Origin of the sequence: Streptomyces sp. D2-8 (assembly GCF_023184515.1) — a bacterium.
In the GTDB taxonomy this organism is placed as follows: domain Bacteria; phylum Actinomycetota; class Actinomycetes; order Streptomycetales; family Streptomycetaceae; genus Streptomyces.
The window spans coordinates 1-16,594 of sequence record NZ_JAAHBP010000033.1; the positions used below are offsets into that span (position 1 = coordinate 1).

The window sequence follows — 16,594 nt, forward strand, 5'->3', positions numbered from 1 at the left end:
GTCGACGGCGAGGCGGAGCCGGTGACTGTGAAACTGGGTGTGTGGGTCTCGAACACCAAATCGAGGCGGGACAAGCTCGCCCAGGACCAGCTGACCGCCCTGCGGGAGCTGGGCGTGGAGTGGGCGTAAGACAGCCGGTTGTGGAGCGCCAGGCAGCCTTCCCCTCCTTGTCCAGATGTGGCCGTCAGCTCTCGGGTTCGCCGATGTAGGTGTTCGGCATAATGATCTGTTCGACGCCAGGGGTGAGAAGTGGAACCGGCACGGCCTGCGTAGAAATCACCTGTGCGCCGGTGACTTGGGCGGCATCGGCAATGTCGCGGAGAACTTCGTGAACGACGTCGCTTGCGATTCCCTGCTGGAAGGGGTTGTCGAGCATGAGGAGTCCCGGGTACGGGCAGTCGTCCCCCAGGTCCCTGGCCAGGAATAGTAGGGCCCTGCTGTAGGCAAGGAAGAACAACACTCGCGCTTCGGCTCCGAGGACTTGGTTCCAGGGGCGGGTCCCGACGTAGAAGGTCAGGTCGTCCGCGCTGATCGCCACATTCCCTGCCACCCAGACATCATCGCGGTGGCGGTTGAGGAATTCGTTCATCCGATCAGCGAACAGCGCGCAGCGGTCGATGGGCGTTCTCCCTGTGGTGGGAGTTTCATCGAGTTGCTGCTTCAGTCGGTTCAGTCTGTCTTGGGCCGCCTGGCTCGTCTGCGTGGCGGCAGTCTTGCGGGTGAGCATCTGCTCGATGGCGGGCAGCGCCATGAGTTTTTGTTCCAGGGCGGCGGTCTGGGCGGCCATCTCTTCGAGTCTGGCCATGAATGGTGCGAGGCGGGCGGCCCGGTCGACGTTCAGCTGCCTGGCGATGTCTTGATGGGTGCTCTGGGCGTGCCGGTGGTCGGTTTTTGCTTGGTCGAGATCGTGGCTGGTTCGGGCGATGACTTCCTGAAGGTCGTCGGCCTCTGCGGCCAGGGACCTCTTCTCCAGTTCTCCGCGTCGTCTGCGCTGGTCCTCGGTCACTGGCTGGGTGCAGACGTAGCAAGTGCCCTCTGGGTGTTCGCGATGGATGTCGATCTTCTGCTCGCAGGCAGGACACAGGCGCACCGGCAGGCTGTCGAAGATGTCGACGGAGGCTAGGAGGCGTTCCATGCGGGCGATCTCTGCCCGGACCGTGTTGTGAGACTGCTTGTGGGCAGTCAGGACCTGCTCGAGGCCGGCGACGGTCTCGGCGGTGCTCGTGAGGTGCTGGGTTGCCTGCTCGTACTGCTGCGACAGGGTGGCGTCGTAGCCATGGCTCACTGCCCCGGCATTGCCTTCCTGGCGTCGTCCGGCAACAAGCTGCTCCACTTCGCTGGTCAGCTGGGAACGTTGCCTGACAACCGCGTCGAGTTCGGCCCGCAAGTCGGTTCTGATGGAGTTGACCTGCTGTTCGCTCCTGGGGGTCGGCAGATGCAGGTTCTCACAGACGGCTGCGACGGCTCGGTCTGTGCTGTCATGCACCTCTCGTTCGGCCGCCTGTGCCTGTGCGAGTCGGCGTTGTGCCGCCGCAAGCTCGAAGTCGTGGTTGCTGTACCTGGTCGGGGCGAAACCCAAGAGGTAGCTGATGACGGCTCGCCTCAGGAACTCTTGTTCCTTGTCAGCGAACTGAGTCCACGAGTCCTCGTTGCGGTAGATGTGGCGCAGCACGCTGCGGAACGTCAGAGGTGTGAGCTCAGTGGCGGTCGTGGCCTGGATGCCTTTGGGAATGCTGAGGATCGGCCAGCCAAGCTTGTGCAGGATGCGGTCGGAGAACTCGCCGACAGGGAATTCGTCGCCGTCCAGTACGACCTTGTTCTGGCGCCCGTACTGGAGGCTGCGCCGGATTTCCGTTGGCGTGCCGTCCAGGGTCAGTTCGATGCTGACCTCTACGTACTCGTCGGCTACGGCTGCCTTCAGGGCCTCGGTCGGGCTGTCCCGGTTGCCGAGACAGTAGTCGATGGCCTTGAGCGTGGTGGTCTTCGAGCTGTTTCTGACGCCAGACAGAACGCTGAGTCCGACGGTGTTGAACGCGTACGTATCCATCTCGCCCGACGTGTGCACCAGCGTGACCGACTCGACTCGCAGCCCTTTGCGGAAGGGTGTCGGGGGCGTCGTCATGGCCTGATCTCCTGGTGGTAGGCGAGGTCCGCCACTTCCTCGGGGAAGAGTTGGTAGACAAGGTTCTTCAGATCGGTCCCGGACCACTCCGCCAGGTTGCCCCTCATGGCGCGGCATCGAGTGACGATGGGGTGGAACTCGTCCATGTCCGCCAGCGCTGCGGCCGCTCGCTTTCCGCCCGAGGTCAAGCGGACACGCTCTGGTCTGTGGCTGGTGGTGATGGTGATGAGACCGCGGGCCATGAGGAAGGCCAGAAACTGGCGGTAGCGGGGATCCCAGGGACCGAACCGGTACCGGATCATCGGGGCCTCTACTTCCTCGGGCATCGATGCGCGAAAAGCGGCCTGGCCGCTCAGGGTGTCGGCGAGCTCCGTGTGCGCGCGCTCGAGGAAAGCCGGGTAGCGCAGGAAGAAGTCGAGCTTCGCGAGCTTGGTGCGGCCGGCGATATGAGGGCCGGGGGCGCTGCCGCACTCGGCAACCAGGAGCAGTAACCGAGAGGCGTGAAAGTCTGGCGAGTCGTCGGGGTCCCATGGCCGGTGGGGCGGCGGGACGGCGCTCGCGCCGATGTTATGAAGCATCGGCGTACCGGTTCTGACAGCGAGCGGTGATGTCCGCAAGTACAGCGTGAGCTCGAGCGAGGGACACGGTGCCGCTACTCACCGCGGGGAGGCCTTCTACGCGGGTCAGGGTCTCGAAGTATGCCTCTGAACCAGCGGGGATGCGTCCGGCGCGTCGTTCAGCCATGACGCGTGAGCAGATGGCGTGGACTTCGTCGGCGAAGGCGTCCATCGCCTCGCGGGCTGGACCGAGGCTGGCACGCCAGGCACGACGGTACTTCAGCGCGTTGTCCAGATGCCCTGCCGCTTCGTCTGCCGGGACCCCGGCGACGGCGAGCTTGTCAGTGAGTTTCGTGAGAGGCGCAGTGCTTCCGTCCGGCCTTCGCCCGGTGGCCCGTGTGATCGCATCATGAAGCATGTCCTGGAAGTCACCGATGCCCACTTTGCGTGGCACTGGAGCAAGCGCGTCGCGTGCGATGCGAACTCCGAGCCAGACCAGGACGTCTTCGATGTCAGTCGTCAAGGGCGGCTGCCCCAAGATCTTGGTCACGATCGACCCGAGCCGACGTAGAGCCCTGTCCTCAACCTGCTCGACCGTGCGGCCCTCAACAAGGACCTCTAGACGGTCGACGCACCAGCCGATGTCCCGGCCTTCGGGAAGATCCACGCCTTTGAGCCGAACAATGATGTCATCACGAATCTTCAACGGGACAGGCCCACGCTGCTGTCCGCGATCGACGACGAACGCATGGAAGTCGACGTGCGGACTCTCGTTGACGATGAAGGTGAACCGAGTATCGGCTGGAAGAGGTTTCCCGAGGAACAGCTTTCCCAAGTAGCTCGTCTCTGGCTTCTTCGGAATGTCCGGTGCACACACGTTGGCGACACTGTGCCGCTTCCCGGCTTCTTCGATGGTCTTCACCTGGCGGTATGCGGGCGCGTGACCATTGCTACAGACGATGTCTTCCAGGTCCTCCCAAGAGACCTCAGTCCACATGCCCTCATGCATGTCGAGGCAGTCCAGAAGCGTCACCGCATCTTGGTAGGCGAAGCCGCGCCGACTTCGGCGTCCGCCGTCAGCCGGCGCTGCAGACATCGGCGCCCCGATATGTCAGGCGCCCGTAAGGCGACACAGAACTGACTAACGACCCTGTGGTTCGCACCCACACCCCCTAGATCATTCAAGGCGGCCAAGTACACCACCCAGTAACAGAGTGTGGCAATACGCATGACGGTCAGCGACAAGTCGTCCGGCGAGCGGGGTTACAACTCGGCTCGCCTGGCGATGCGCAGCCACTCGGGTGGCGGACGTGGCGGGTGGAAGGGATGGGAGGTGACCTGGACGCTGCCGGAGCCGATGCTGACCACCCCCGTGTCCGTGCCCGATCTGCGGCCCGGCTGTGCTGCGGAGCCGAAGTGGGACGGATTTCGGGCTCTCGTCTCCGTCGACCGGGGCCAGGTGATGCTGCGCTCGAGGCGCGGCACCGAGATGGGGCCGTTTCTTTCTCAACCTTGTTCTGTTGTTGCAGCTGTCACCCGCTGTGAAGACGTGCAGGTCATCAGGGAGGTGGACATGGTAGCTATGGCAACAGGCCTGAGAGGTGACCTGCGCTGCCTGAGATTGAGTGGGACAGGTGGTGGGCGGCATCCCGCTCAACCGCAGACAGCGTGACGTTCAGCCGCGGAGCCAAGACAGCAGGCGCCGGGGGGCAGGTCGCAATGTTCTGGTTGCTCTGGTCTGGGGAGCCAGCTTGACTCTCCTGGCTTGTCGGGCGAGTCGGTACTCGTCAGCTTCGCGGATGAGTTCCTGAGAGCGGTTCTGGTGCAAGTCGAAGTGCATGCCGCTCGCTCCTACTGGTGGAGCTCCATGACGTCGGCGACCACGCAGCTGACGTTATCGGGGCCGCCGGAGGCGTTGGCGAGGGTGATGAGTTCGCGGACGGCCTGCTCGGGCTCACTGATCTCGGAGAGTACTCGGCGGATCTCTTGGGTCGGCACGACAGTCGACAGGCCGTCGGAGCACAGCAGATACCGGTCTTCCCCCTGGGCGTCGTGGAGGCGCATGTCGGGATTGGTGTCGGCTCCTGGGCCCAAGGCCCGGACTAGGAGCGACCGTTGGGGGTGGGAGGCGGCTTCTTCCGGGCTGAGGCGTCCTTCGTCGACCATCGACTGGACCATGGTGTGGTCGTGGGTGATCTGGAACAGCTCTCCGCCGCGCAGTAGGTAGACGCGGGAGTCGCCGATGTGGACGAGGGCCAGCTGTGATCCGGTCCAGAGCATCGCGGTGAGTGTCGTGCCGGTGCCTTCGGATGCAGAGCCCGTCCCGGCGACGTCGTGCACGGCCTGCTTGGCCTGTTCGATGACGTCTTCGAGGACGTTGAGGAGGTTGCCGGCTGGGATGCTGTCGGTTTCGAGGTGCTTGAACGCGTCGATGGCGGCTGCGCTGGCAGGGGCTCCTTGGCTTCCGCAGCCGTCGGCGACAGCGAGGAGCCGGGATCCCGCGTACGCGGTGTCCTGGTTGCTCTCGCGGACGAGCCCCTTGTCGGAAAGAGCGGCGTAACGGATTCCGAGGGACTTGGCGGTCGGGGACATGGCGGGGTCCTTCCGTGACAGGTGGTCGATGAGGAAGGTGGCCAGGTCCCGCCGTGCGGCAGTGTCGGCCTCGACCTGGGCCCAGAACGCGCGGACCTCTTGGCCCGCCGGGCCCGCATCCAGCGCGCAGACATGCTGAATGCGGGCCAGCGGCATGCCCAAGCGCCGGAGCCAGGCGACCAGGCGGGCTTGGTCCAACTGGTCCGGTGCGTAGAGGCGGTAACCGGTCACCGGGTCGACGCGTGCAGGGACCAGCAGGCCGAGCTCGTCGTAAAGACGCAGCGCCTTCGGCGACAGCCGGGACGCCTTCGCGAACGCCCCGATGGTCAGCAGCCCCATGCTCGCTCCTCCTCATGCCGAGCGCATCACCCGGCCCCACTGATGCTGTGGCCTCCCCCAAGGTGAAGGTCAACCAAGGGTCGTGCTGAGGCCCGCCCGATCGTCTCCCATGGACGTTGACAACGCGATCGGCCACGAACTGGCCCGATGGAAAGGTTCGGTCTGCTCTGCCGGAGCGCCTATGGGAAAGCCTCTGGCCTGGGCAGGGGGACCACGGAGGCGCCGGTGCCGGAAGCAGCCAGGGCCGCGTTCTCAAGGGCCAGAAGATTGATGGCCGCCGCGTAGCCCTGGAGGCGCTCTTCCAGTTCAGCGCAGTACTCGATCAGCTTCTCGTGCTTGCGCTTGAGCTCATCGTGTTCGCTGAGACGCTTCGCGAAAGCCTGCGGAGTGGAACTTTGAGCCGCCACGCGCGCATCGAACAGTTCCTTGAGGTCCAGGTGCTGGTGGGTGAGACGCCACCGCTTGACGCCAGCCTCGATCGCCAGCTGGGAGACGCTGAGGCGCCCGCTCGCTCGCAGCGGGGTCCCGGCGAGAAGGCGGTCCATCGCGGCGAGGATCGCCTGGCGGACCGGGTCTGCGTCGTTGTGGATGGCTGTCATGGGTCGGCGTGCCGTTCATGCTGGTTGAGGATGTGGTCCAGGCGCTGTAATTCGTGCAGTTCGCGGGCATGCCGAATGGGTGGCGCGAGCGGATCGGCCATGACCTCAAGGAGGTCTTCACGCTGGACTTGGACGCGCTCGATGTCGCGGTCTGTGCGTGCGATGTTGCGGCACCGAGGGCGGCAGTCGTCGATGTCCGGCGTGACCAGCGGGTCGTCCGTGGCTCCATGGAGTTGACATGCCGCCTGGGCGGGGTCGAGGACACAGGTCATGCCATCGCCGTGAAAGATCTGCAGAAGGGGATTACCCAGGAGGTCACGCGCCTGGCGATCGCTGGTCAGGACCTTGCCTGCGAACTGGCGGCTGGCCACGGTCACACGCTGCCGGTATGCGTCGGCGGCCGGACCGCTCACATGCTCGCCGTTGCGGAGGGCTTCTTCGTCCTCGGCGAGGACTTCGATGCGATAGAGCCAGTCCTCGAACGCGTACTCATCTGGGAAGCCGGATTCATAGCTCCCTGCGTACCCTTGGAGCATTTTCGTATGGAGATGCCCATATTGAATCGCAGCCGCAACCAGCCCGCGCGGCCGGCGACGGATGAACCATGCAAGTGTGCGTCGTAACCGGGACGAGGTGGGCGAGCCGAGTCCTTCCGTGGGGATGCCGTCACAGCGGCCGCGAGTCTGACACTGCAGGTTGATCCAGTTGATGAACCTCTGAATGTCGTTGGTCAGCGTGTCATCGGTGCGGGCTTCACCGAGTCTCTTCGTGTCGCGGCAGTCCTGGCGATCTTGCTCCAGCCAGACCGGGAACAGCAGCCGGTGGGAGTGAAGGCGCTCCAGCACGGCGACGGCTTTCGCGACGACCTCGATGACCACCCAGGGATCGCGGCGAACGAGCCCTTCCGGGTTCTTGCTGCCGTTGGCATCGACCGCGTGTTTGAAGAACTTGCCCTGCAGCAGCCAGAGTCCCGTTTGTGCCTGCCGGGTCACGCATCCTCGCTCAAGGTTGAGCACCTCCCCGGGCCGGCCGCCTGACAAGTAGGCGATCACGACGAAGCAGGCTGTGCTCAGGTGCCGGGCCAGATCCCGCGCTTCTCTGAAACGGATGGGCCTGTCCCGCCAGTGCCTGCCATCGAGAAGTCCGGTGATCGGCGAGCGTAAGTAGGCGTCGTCATCGATGGGCAGGCCCTCTGCCATGGCCTCGTGCCGCTTGTGATCTGTCGTGTCGAAGGCGCCGTAGGCGTCGAGAATGCGGCCGATATGAAGCCAGTGGATGTGCCGCGCCCCGTCCGGGTCGGTCTTGCCTGGCAGGGCACCCCGGTTGGAGCGGATCTCATCGAGGTAGGCCGCCAGCTTGCGGTCCGCGGATCCCGGCCGGGGAGAGCGGCGTGGGAGCCCGTACCGGCGGCGGTAACGAGGATCGGTCATGTGCAGGTCCAGGCACTCGCCGTGGGCCGTGATGATGTCGTCGGCGAAGTCCTCGACGAACCGCAGCGACCACATCAGCAACTGCTGCATCGTGGCCTCGGGAATCCGCCTCCTGCGGTTCTCCCGTGTCGGCCGTACTTTTCCCAGCAGAACGGAGGAATCCTCCCCCTCCCATGGGGGCGCATCCGGCATACGCATGTCCGGCGGCATGGTGAGCCGATAGAACCACAATCGCCGCACTTCACTCACGAGGCGGTACTGACGGGCGACGTCGGTGCCCGCCTCCTCGTCCTGGAGTGCGTTGAGGTAGCGGTCGAGGACGGCGCCGGAGATATCCGGGAAAGCGGAGATGCCTTGCGTGTGAAGCCAGTCCATGAAGTGTCTGAAGGAGGGGAAGGCCAGGGCGACGCTCCGCACGGCGGGTCGTTCGGGGGTGGAGTGCTTCATGACCCTGGCACCGGAGAAGTTCAACAGCTGCCAGAAGTAGTGCCTAGCGGCCAGCCGCAGAGGCGCCGGGATGAGGACGAAGTTCAGGCCGCAGGTCTTGGCTGTGTCTTCGAAGACACCAGGGCTGAGGTCCCATCGGTCGTCAGCGAAGCGGGAGAGCCGCGCAAGATCCACATCCGGTCGCACTTCTCGGTTCGCCAACACGATCGTGTCGGGGCCGGGCTGGGCCTCAGTGTGGGTCCCAGCGGGTGTCGGCTCAAGGTGAGTCGCAGTCATCGCAGATCAAGCTCCCGGTTCAAGAAGCGGTCGACCAGGGATTTCTGCGCTTCGTTGGCGTTGGCCCGCGCGTCGTGGACGTCTTGCTCGTCGTGGTGACTCAGCAGATCCGAGAGCTGAGAGTGCGGCAGAGCGAAACGCTCGGCCCACCGCAGGGCGGTCATCTCCTGACGCCGGGCCGCAATCCGGTCGTGGACCAGCACCTGGACGGGCAGGTGCCGGGGCAGCGCCCGCGCGCACGGGCATCCGAGACAGAGCATGAACGAGGCCCGGCATGGCTCGCCCGGAGGCGCGTGCGGGCTGTTCGTGTGGCCCACGCAAGCATTCATCACGGTGTCGAGCTCACCGCCGATCATGCGCTTGAGAACGGTGGCATCCACCTCGTGCTTCGCAGCGAGCGCTTCGGGATCGTCCTGTGCCCGTTCGACGTCCTCGCGGGTGAGGACGGACATGATGCCGCGGACGCGGGCCTTGGCCACCTCGCTTTCGAGGGCTGCGGCGACCACCTTCTGGTACTCGACCAAGTTGCCTCGGTTGCGCAGTAGATAGGTCGTAGCCAGCGTCTTCTCGGTGTGCGCGACAGGCTTTTGGTGCAGCTCGAGGTAGGTCAGCCTGATCATGCCGAGCGTGACGCGCAGTGGCTCCGGCTTCTTGTCCGCATCCACCGGGTCGGCCATGATGCCGTGGCCAGCCGCCCAGGCTCGCACCCACCCGTCGGCGCCCTTGGGCCGCAGGCCCCGGCCGGCACCACGTCCGCCGGCCTCGCTCCAGCCCAGCAGCAGCCGGTCGGAGCCGGTAGTAGCCCGCGACTGGGCAGTCAGCTCGTGCAGCAGGGCATAGACCCCGAACGGGGTGTGGAGCTCGTCTCTGGCGGAGAGCGTCTCGGGATCCGCAGGAACGGTGATCCAGTCAGGGACGTCGCTGAGGACCAGATTCATGAAGGCGCGGCTGCGACGACGGGGCTTGCGACTGCCCAAGATCGCCGTTCGGATGGCTCCGGTGTAACCGTCGGCACGGTGGTGGCTCGCCCGGATCTCCTGGATCACCCCGGGGTTCTCGCCGGTGAGGGCAGCCAGCAAGACCGCGCCGGCCGTGGCCTCCCGCCCGGAGAGGTGAACCGAGGTGACGATCTCGTTAACCTTCCCGAAGGAGAACACCCAGGGCTCTGGGACCTGCAGACTCCCGTGGACCCGACTGTTATGCGTCGTGCGTGGGACGTCGCCGAAGCGATCCACCCAGTCCATCAACTCGATGCGACGGCCGAGCTCACCGAGCGCTTCACCGTCGCGAAAACGCTGCAGCAGTTCACGGTTCGCCCGGATTCGCTCGGCAGCCGACCGCAGGTCGCAACGGGCGGCGTCGACGATCCGCCGGAACTCCTCCCGGCTGTAGCTCGCCTTCCGGCTGGGCAGCCGCGTGCGCCGCGGCGGCGCCTCGTTGAGCTTGGCCACCATGTCCGCGGCAAGGCCCTCCGCATGCGCCAGGACGTGTCTGACCTCGCCCACTTCCTCGACAGCGCCGAGCACCTTGTCCTGTCGGCTCGCCAGCATTCCGTCGAGGTGCTCCGGGCGAAGGTCTGCGATCTGTTGCGGGGGCCAGGCCAGGGTTGCCAGGTGGCGGCAGAAGATGCCGACACAGCGGTAGATCCTCTCTACCGTATGCAGGGAGGTGACGCCTGCCCCAGGTGCCGTGCGCCGGGCGAATGCCTCGGCCAGAGCGCCCCGAAGGGCTTCAGTACCGGGGAATGCGCCGAAACGGCAGTCGTAGTAGCGTCCGCCGTCTTCCGCGTAGACCCTCACCACCAGGTCCGTGCCCGGCAAGAGACCGCGAGCGGTAGCAAGTCCGGCGCCGGGCAACGCCGCCCGCCGGCCGCGCGGACTCACCGGACTGCGGCCAGGGGATCGGTGCGGACACCGGCATGCGTAGCGAAGGAATCCGCCATGAACTGGGCGATCGGGAAGCCCTCGGCGTGCGCCAGCAGCAACTCGACGTCCAGGGACCGAAACGGCTCCAGGTAGACGTCCTTGGTCGTCTCGACCCGGCGATGACCAAGCAGAGTCTGCACCAGGTGCCAGACATCGCCGAACTGGTCACGGAAGTCGCGTGCCTCATCCTCGCTGAGGCTGGCCAGCCGGCCCGCGCTCACGAGCTTGCCGACCGAGAACCACTTCAGCGCGAACGAGTGCCGCAACATGTGCGCAGTGCAGGTGAACCCCTCCAGCCCCAGTTGCCCGATCCGCTCGTTGCCCTCCCGGAACACGTGCTGCCAAGCATGGCCGGCGCGCGGCAAGCCGTCCTCGTTCAACCACAGCGAAAGCGGCTCCATCCCCTGCTCAGTCTCCCAGTAGAGGCGACGTCGCAAGGCAGGCGAGAGCATCCGCCACGGACGGTCAACGCTCCCGCCGCCGACGCTTGCGAACCGCACCTTCTCCCGGTTGGCAGACGCCACGACACGAGTGCCGTGCTCCGCCGCGTAGCGACCGGCCCGCTGGGCCTGTCTCACTGCGCGCGCTCGCGGGCCTTCGACGTATGCACACACGCCAGCCAGGACTGCCCGAGGCATCCAGTACGGATAGCCGTAGCCACCCTTTGCGCACTCGTCAGCCAGCGTGCACGTGAAGTAGGCCCGGCCCGCGACGGACGAGGGAAGCTCCGGCAGCACCACGCTGCCCCAAGAAGCGACTCGCAGGCCCGTGCCGTACAGGCCATTGACGAAAGCCACGTTCCGCTGCTCGTTGCGCCCCCGCCAGGACCTGTCGCGCCGACCGCTCAGTGTCCTTCCTCCCAGTGCGAGGTCCCGCCAGCGAGCCACCGCCGCTGGATCCAGCCAGCGCACGTCGCTGCGCCGCTTCGCCTCTGGCGCCCCGAACTCCTCGAACGGGTCCGCCACCCGGTACTTCTTCCGGACCCACCGGTAGAACTTCTTGCAAGCAGCCACATCCTTCGAGAAGGCCGACCCCCCAACAGCCTCCTCGTTCTCCGGATCCGTCATCCGCCAGAACTGAAACTCCGCCACGTCATCCTCGGTCGCTTCCCACCACCGAACCCCGCGCCCCAACAAGAAGTTCAGCCACAGGCCCAGGGAGTAGGCGTAGTCGCGGTTCGTCGTCTCCGCGAGAACCCGCATCTTCGGCGAAGCCAGGAAGGCATTTACCCGCAGGTCGGGATAGCCACCGAGGCCGATCATGAACCGCTGCCCGTGACGCACACCAAGATCGGCAGCCCAAGCCGCCAGATCCGTCCGGCAGCCTCTCGGCAGTCCCGTCAAGGACCGGCCGGAGTTCTCCAAGTCGTACCGATGAACCTGCCAGCGCGCTGCTGGCTGTACGGGCGTCGTCACCCCCTACTCAACGGCTCAAGCAACAACAAGTCACCCGATACAGAAGGCCGTCGTTCCCCGAGATCCGGGAGGCGGCCCTGGCACAGCTGCCGGCGGACACCGGGCTCGACGGCGAGCTGGTGGTGTGGGAGCGGGACCGGCTGGCGTTCGAGCGGCTGCAGCAGCGGCTCGCCCGGCGCGGGGCAGCTGCCGCTCAGGCGGCACAGGAGTGGCCGGCGCACTTCGTGGCCTTCGACCTGGTCCACCGAGGCGACGATCTGACGGGCTGGCCGTACGCGCGGCGCCGTGCGGCGTGGGAGGCGTTGTTCGCGGAGCGCGGCTTGGCGGCGCCGTTCACGTTGTGCCCGTCGACGACCGACCCGGCCCTGGCGCGGGAGTGGCTGTCGTGGACGGCGGCCGGGGTGGAGGGGCTGTGCTTCAAGCGGCTGGAGGAGTCCTATCGCGGGGGCGTGCGGTCGTGGCGGAAGTACAAGGTGCGGGTCACCACCGAGGCCGTGATCGGCGCGGTCACCGGGTCACTTGCCACGCCCCGCACGCTGCTGCTGGGCCGCTACGACCCGGCGGGCCGCCTGCAGTACGTCGGCCGCAGCACCACTCTGTCCCGGGCCGCCGGCCGCGCTGTGGCCGACCAGCTGGCCCCGCCGCACGGCGCGCATCCGTGGACGGGCTGGACGTTCTTCGGCTTCCCTGTTGGGTCGACGTGTTGAAGCGGATGGAGCAGGAGTGGATGCCTGCCGGATTGGCGTACTTTCTCTGGGTCCCGAGGCACCGCGAGGCAACGGGGGATCGAGTACCTATCCCCTAGCCGGGTGGAAGGACCTGGCTGAGGACCCACCCAGCGGTCGGGGCGCCACTAACTAAATGATCCAGAGACGATGGTCGGTCGGTGTATGAGTCGCCTCACTAGGTAGACTCGAAGACAGCCTTGAAATCGTAGGCCGCCTACTTACCCGAGCCGGGTAGGTATTTGAAATCAGCGATCCTGGCCTTGACTAGCGGATCTTTTGCTAGGGATTCCGGAAGGCGTGTCGTTTTGTCTGGATGGGCCCCCACCACCTGTTTGACGGTCAGTTCTGCTGCCCCCTCTAGGTCCGCCCCATCCATGGAGGCGCCTTCCAGAATGGCGTCGCGCACATTAGCTCCCTGTAGATTGGCCCCACCTAGATCCGTTTTCTGTAGCTGAGCCCCTCGCAGAAAGGCATTTTCCAGATGGGCGCCGTTCAGGTCAGCCCCCTCCAAGTGGGTGCCCATCAAGTGAGCACCCACCAAGTAAGCTCCACCCAAGTAGGCCCCCATCAGGAAGGCATCTGTCAGATCAGCAGCGTACAAGCGGGCGTCTTCCAACTCTGCCCCCTCCAGGCGGGCGTCAGTCAGATCTGCATACTCCAGATGGGCCCCCCACAGGAGAGCCTTCTCCAGGTGAGCGCGGGCCAAGTTGGCCCCGCGCAAGTAGGTTTTAGACAAGTCAATGTGGAACGGTTCATCCCGGCCCCGAGGTCGTCGGCCAAGTACCGTCAGCGCTGCCTGCACCGGCTCGCTCGGCCGGTCGATATGGCTTCGTCTAACTTGTACTTTTGATCCCCCCGTCCCTAAATGGGCTAAAAGCATCCGCAAGCTACGGCGGACGAGTCGCTCTTCGCCCTCCGTGACGGAATCGGTTGGCGCTGGAGCGTGCTCACGGACGAATGCGGCCAATACCTCCACAATCGTAGCGTGATCTTTCTCCGAATCCCGCATGATCCGCTCTAGAGCGTAGATGCCACCGAGCTGTTCAACTGGCCTTTCAGATGCGATCTGACCAATGGCTTTGGTGTATCGATCAGTGACCTGACCCTCGCGTGTCTGATGCAGGGTGCGGTGAGTGTAGGTGATTCCGATCGCCGCCAGACCGCCGGCACCAACCGCCAGCAGGGCGGTACGGATCCCCGTGACGGTCGTTGCAACCGGTTGCGTCAATCCGGGGCCGTCGATGTAGTGCGCATCAATCCACCAAGGGACTCGCCACAGGGCTACACCCGCCACAACGATCCCGCCGAGGGCAGCCAAAGTAGTCCACACCAACATCCACGGCCTCTGGCGCCACCACTTCGTGTTCATGCCCTGGAGCAGAGCCCCTGGCTGCGCCACAGACGGCGCGACTCGGCGCGGCACACATCAAGAACACTCGAAGAGAGGGCACAGCCGCCGCGCCGGGGTCCGCGTTACCGCCCGTGATCAACGGCTGGGAGACTCGACATGCTGAACGTGCTAGAGAAAGCGCAGGGTGGGGAACGCAGCGCACTCTCGATGCCGTCCGGGTGCAGCCGGATGTCGTGATGGAAGTCGACGTGGACGTCGCCCGCGACAGCGCCGGTCGGTGGCGGCACCCGGCCTGCCCTCACCGCATCCGCGCGGACATCGACGTCCAGGAGGTGCCGCTGTTCGGAGAAGGCGGCACCTTGTCGTGAGTCAGGGCCGGACCGTGGTCGGCTCTGTGGTCGGGCCGACCACGGCGGCCGCGGTGAGCGGCTGGCGCAGGTCCAGGTAGCAGCGCAGCCGTACGCCGGGCTGACCGGCGTCCCGCGTCGTCTGCTCCGCTGTGGCCGTCGCCCACCGTTCGGCGAGCAGTTGCTGGAAGGCGAGGGCGGTGGCGTCGTCGGCGGCCGCGACGTCGACGACGAGCAGGCCCGGCTCGCTCACGTGCGTCTCGTTGATCGGGTCCATGTACGGCATTACGCCCGGGCTCCCGGGGAGGGTTCCGCTGCGGCGGTGTCTTCACCCGCCTGAGTGGTGGGCCGTCAGGGGCTGTCGCCGCCCCAGTCCCAGTGGGACGGGTCGCCGGGGCGCGGGTCGTACAGGGCGCGGCCGCCGGCGCCGAACTGCCCGAGCTCGGTCATCAGCGCGACGCCGGTCTGGATCTCATCCGCTGTCCAGCCGGTGATGTCGAGCAGCAGCCCATCGAGCGGGCCGCCGACCAGTTCGGCGTAGTCGCGGTGCGGCAGCGGGCCTGGATGGTCGTGGTCGGTGCCGTAGACCCGGCGGCGCAGCAGCTGCTCGTCATCACGGTCCATCCGTTCAGCCTTGCAGCCGCCACTGACAGCCGGGTCCGGCGCGTCACCTGCGGAAGCGGGAGAGCCAGGTTCCGCCAGCCTTCTGCTCGGGCACGGCCTGGCCCTGCTGCTCCTGGTGCCGACGCGCGCCCGGCCAGGCTTGCTGAACGTCGGTGTCGTACCGCCGGTCGCAGTCCCCGCACAGAGACGGGCGGGGCTCTTGGGGAACGCCCCAGCCGGCGCGCTCGATCGCCTTCCACCGTTCGTCGGTGAACTCGACACCGCATTCGGTGCAGACAGGGCGGCGGGCCTCACGCTGGAAAGTCGGCTGCTCTGCCCCACGGTGCACCGGCTCCTGGTGCTCTTGCTTGCCAGCCACTCGGCGTTCGGCGGCGACGGCCCTGTGCTTGCAGTCGTCGCACAGGTGCGGGTGGGTGTCCTTCGGGGCTCCCCAGTCCGTCACCTGGGCGACCTCCCACCGTTCGTCGGTGAACTTCGTCCCGCAGCCGGTGCAGACAGGACGACGGGCCTCACGCTCGGCTGCCTTCTTTGCCGCCTGCTCTTGGGCTGCCCGCCGCATCTGCGCCTGGTACTCGTCCTGGCGGGCCTTGGTCTCTTCCCGGGCACGGGCATCGGCCGCCTCGCGGCGGGGGTTGCCGATCGCTTCCCGCAGGGGCTCCATGTGGTCGCGGCCGAAGCGGAGGAACACCGGTCCGGCCGGGCCGTGCTCGCTCAGGTTCTTCAGCCCGGTCGCGATGATCGGGATTCTCCCGTCGTAGTGGTGGTGGCCGCCCTTCTGCCGCTGTCCCTGCCACAAGTGGGAGGTGAGCTCCATCAGCCGCGGGACGGTGCGGTTGGGGTTGCGCTCGCCGATGCGGTTGAACACCAGCAGGACGGGCGGGTACGCCGCGTCGCCGGACCAGGTGTCCGGAGCGCTCCAGCGGGTGCGCCACATCGGGCGCTCTTGCCGTCGGTGTCCTTCACCTTCCGCCGGAAGAACCGGGCGTACTTCTGAAGCTTGTCGGCGAGTTCCTCAGCACTCTCGTGGCAGTTGTCGACCTCGATGAACAACAGCGGCACACCGTCCTGCGGGGCGGTCAGGACGATGTCGGCCTGGGCGCCGCCCTTGCCGGGCGCGTTCCACGTGCCGGTGGCGGGCAGCGACACCTCGGTCCAGTACGAGGCGATCGTGCCGATGCCGTCCGGTGCGTCGACGGCGGCCTGGACGTGCGGCGGGTCGACGTTGAGCCTGGCCATGTTCGGCTTCGGGCGTAGCATCGCGATCACCGTCTCGTTGACGGCCATCGGGTGGGAGGCCCCGCTGGAGCCCGCGCCGCGCGCGGTGGAGCCCATCTCCGTCACCGGGCGCGGCAGCTCGTAGGAGGCGGATTGCAGGCCCTTGGGGGTCAGGTTCCGTAGGGAGTCCCCCGTCTCGGTGGAGCCGCCGTTCTCGGACAGGCCGTGCTTGCGCATGTCGGAGAGTGCGGCGGTGTGCGAGGCGGTGCGGGCCTGCTTCTGCTTCGACGGGGTCGGCTTGTCGGCGTGCCGGAAGGTCAGGTGCGGGGCGCCGATCCGCTGGATCTGATCAGCCGTGGCCACCTTCAGTGCCCCGAGCACGCGCAGCACGTCACCGCGGTAGTTGTTCGTCGACCCCGCCGGGTTGTTCTTCCGCTTCCCCGCCATCAGCTCTGCTCCCTTCCCCACGTTGCTCGCGCACGGCCACCGGCCGGGCGCCGGCCACGCCCGGCCGCAGAGGGCATCCGGCCCCCGGACCCGATGATCTCCTCCTCCACGGACATCACACAGAAGTTCAGGAGGAGAGAAGAGGGTTGTGACGGCGCAGTTTTCGCGCCGATTGCGGCC

General features: G+C 66.4%; 14 protein-coding genes and 1 pseudogene. 2 read left to right on the top strand and 13 right to left on the bottom strand.

Annotation, left to right across the window (positions count from 1 at the left end; genetic code table 11):
* Positions 1-184: 184 nt before the first annotated feature.
* The 8 genes from G3I77_RS38090 to G3I77_RS38125 all read right to left on the bottom strand — a co-directional run bounded on the left by G3I77_RS38090 (position 185) and on the right by G3I77_RS38125 (position 11,549).
* A complete protein-coding gene (locus G3I77_RS38090; RefSeq protein ID WP_248511453.1) occupies positions 185-2,122 on the bottom strand; it encodes a hypothetical protein in 1,938 nt (645 codons plus the stop codon).
* Entirely contained in the window at positions 2,119-2,700 is a 582-nt protein-coding gene (locus G3I77_RS38095; protein ID WP_248511455.1) for a hypothetical protein, read from the bottom strand. The genes G3I77_RS38090 and G3I77_RS38095 overlap by 4 nt, the downstream gene beginning before the upstream one ends.
* Positions 2,690-3,775, bottom strand: a complete 1,086-nt coding sequence (locus G3I77_RS38100) for a dsDNA nuclease domain-containing protein (RefSeq protein WP_282574438.1) — start codon at positions 3,773-3,775, stop codon at positions 2,690-2,692. The genes G3I77_RS38095 and G3I77_RS38100 overlap by 11 nt, the downstream gene beginning before the upstream one ends.
* Before the next feature lie 755 nt (positions 3,776-4,530).
* Positions 4,531-5,610 (bottom strand): MerR family transcriptional regulator, encoded by a 1,080-nt coding sequence (locus G3I77_RS38105; RefSeq protein WP_248511463.1) that lies wholly within the window; start codon positions 5,608-5,610, stop codon positions 4,531-4,533.
* Between the two features lie 179 nt (positions 5,611-5,789).
* Positions 5,790-6,209, bottom strand: coding sequence for a hypothetical protein (locus G3I77_RS38110; RefSeq protein ID WP_248511464.1), 420 nt, complete (start codon positions 6,207-6,209; stop codon positions 5,790-5,792).
* Positions 6,206-8,260 carry a hypothetical protein gene (locus G3I77_RS38115; RefSeq protein WP_248511465.1) on the bottom strand — a complete coding sequence of 685 codons (2,055 nt, stop codon included), beginning with the start codon at positions 8,258-8,260 and terminating at the stop codon, positions 6,206-6,208. The genes G3I77_RS38110 and G3I77_RS38115 overlap by 4 nt, the downstream gene beginning before the upstream one ends.
* Before the next feature lie 98 nt (positions 8,261-8,358).
* Positions 8,359-10,161, bottom strand: a complete 1,803-nt coding sequence (locus tag G3I77_RS38120) for a hypothetical protein (RefSeq protein WP_248511467.1) — start codon at positions 10,159-10,161, stop codon at positions 8,359-8,361.
* An 80-nt stretch (positions 10,162-10,241) separates the two neighbouring features.
* A complete protein-coding gene (locus tag G3I77_RS38125) occupies positions 10,242-11,549 on the bottom strand; it encodes a site-specific integrase (protein ID WP_248511471.1) in 1,308 nt (435 codons plus the stop codon).
* Between the two features lie 131 nt (positions 11,550-11,680).
* Between G3I77_RS38125 and G3I77_RS38130 the strand changes: the two genes are divergently transcribed.
* Positions 11,681-12,409: a hypothetical protein gene (locus G3I77_RS38130; RefSeq protein ID WP_282574440.1), complete on the top strand. Its 729-nt coding sequence runs from the start codon at positions 11,681-11,683 to the stop codon at positions 12,407-12,409.
* A 235-nt stretch (positions 12,410-12,644) separates the two neighbouring features.
* Here the strand turns inward: G3I77_RS38130 and G3I77_RS38135 are convergent, their stop codons facing one another.
* On the bottom strand, positions 12,645-13,799 hold the full coding sequence (locus G3I77_RS38135) for a pentapeptide repeat-containing protein (protein ID WP_248511474.1): 1,155 nt from the start codon (positions 13,797-13,799) through the stop codon (positions 12,645-12,647).
* A 218-nt stretch (positions 13,800-14,017) separates the two neighbouring features.
* Between G3I77_RS38135 and G3I77_RS38140 the strand changes: the two genes are divergently transcribed.
* Complete coding sequence (locus G3I77_RS38140) at positions 14,018-14,149, top strand: ATP-dependent DNA ligase (protein ID WP_248511476.1); 132 nt, start codon at positions 14,018-14,020, stop codon at positions 14,147-14,149.
* A gap of 1 nt (position 14,150) precedes the next feature.
* On the opposite strand, the gene G3I77_RS38145 is transcribed toward G3I77_RS38140, so the two are convergent.
* The 4 genes and pseudogenes from G3I77_RS38145 to G3I77_RS38160 all read right to left on the bottom strand — a co-directional run.
* The gene (locus G3I77_RS38145) at positions 14,151-14,414 is read right to left on the bottom strand and encodes a DUF6207 family protein (RefSeq protein ID WP_374388404.1); all 264 of its coding nucleotides are present in this window, start codon (positions 14,412-14,414) and stop codon (positions 14,151-14,153) included.
* Positions 14,415-14,479: 65 nt separating this feature from the next.
* A complete protein-coding gene (locus tag G3I77_RS38150) occupies positions 14,480-14,752 on the bottom strand; it encodes a hypothetical protein (RefSeq protein WP_248511478.1) in 273 nt (90 codons plus the stop codon).
* A 43-nt stretch (positions 14,753-14,795) separates the two neighbouring features.
* Positions 14,796-15,686 (bottom strand): hypothetical protein, encoded by an 891-nt coding sequence (locus G3I77_RS38155; RefSeq protein WP_248511479.1) that lies wholly within the window; start codon positions 15,684-15,686, stop codon positions 14,796-14,798.
* An 83-nt stretch (positions 15,687-15,769) separates the two neighbouring features.
* Positions 15,770-16,414, bottom strand: a pseudogene (locus G3I77_RS38160) (replication-relaxation family protein); the annotation flags it as partial.
* Between the last annotated feature and the right edge of the window lie 180 nt (positions 16,415-16,594).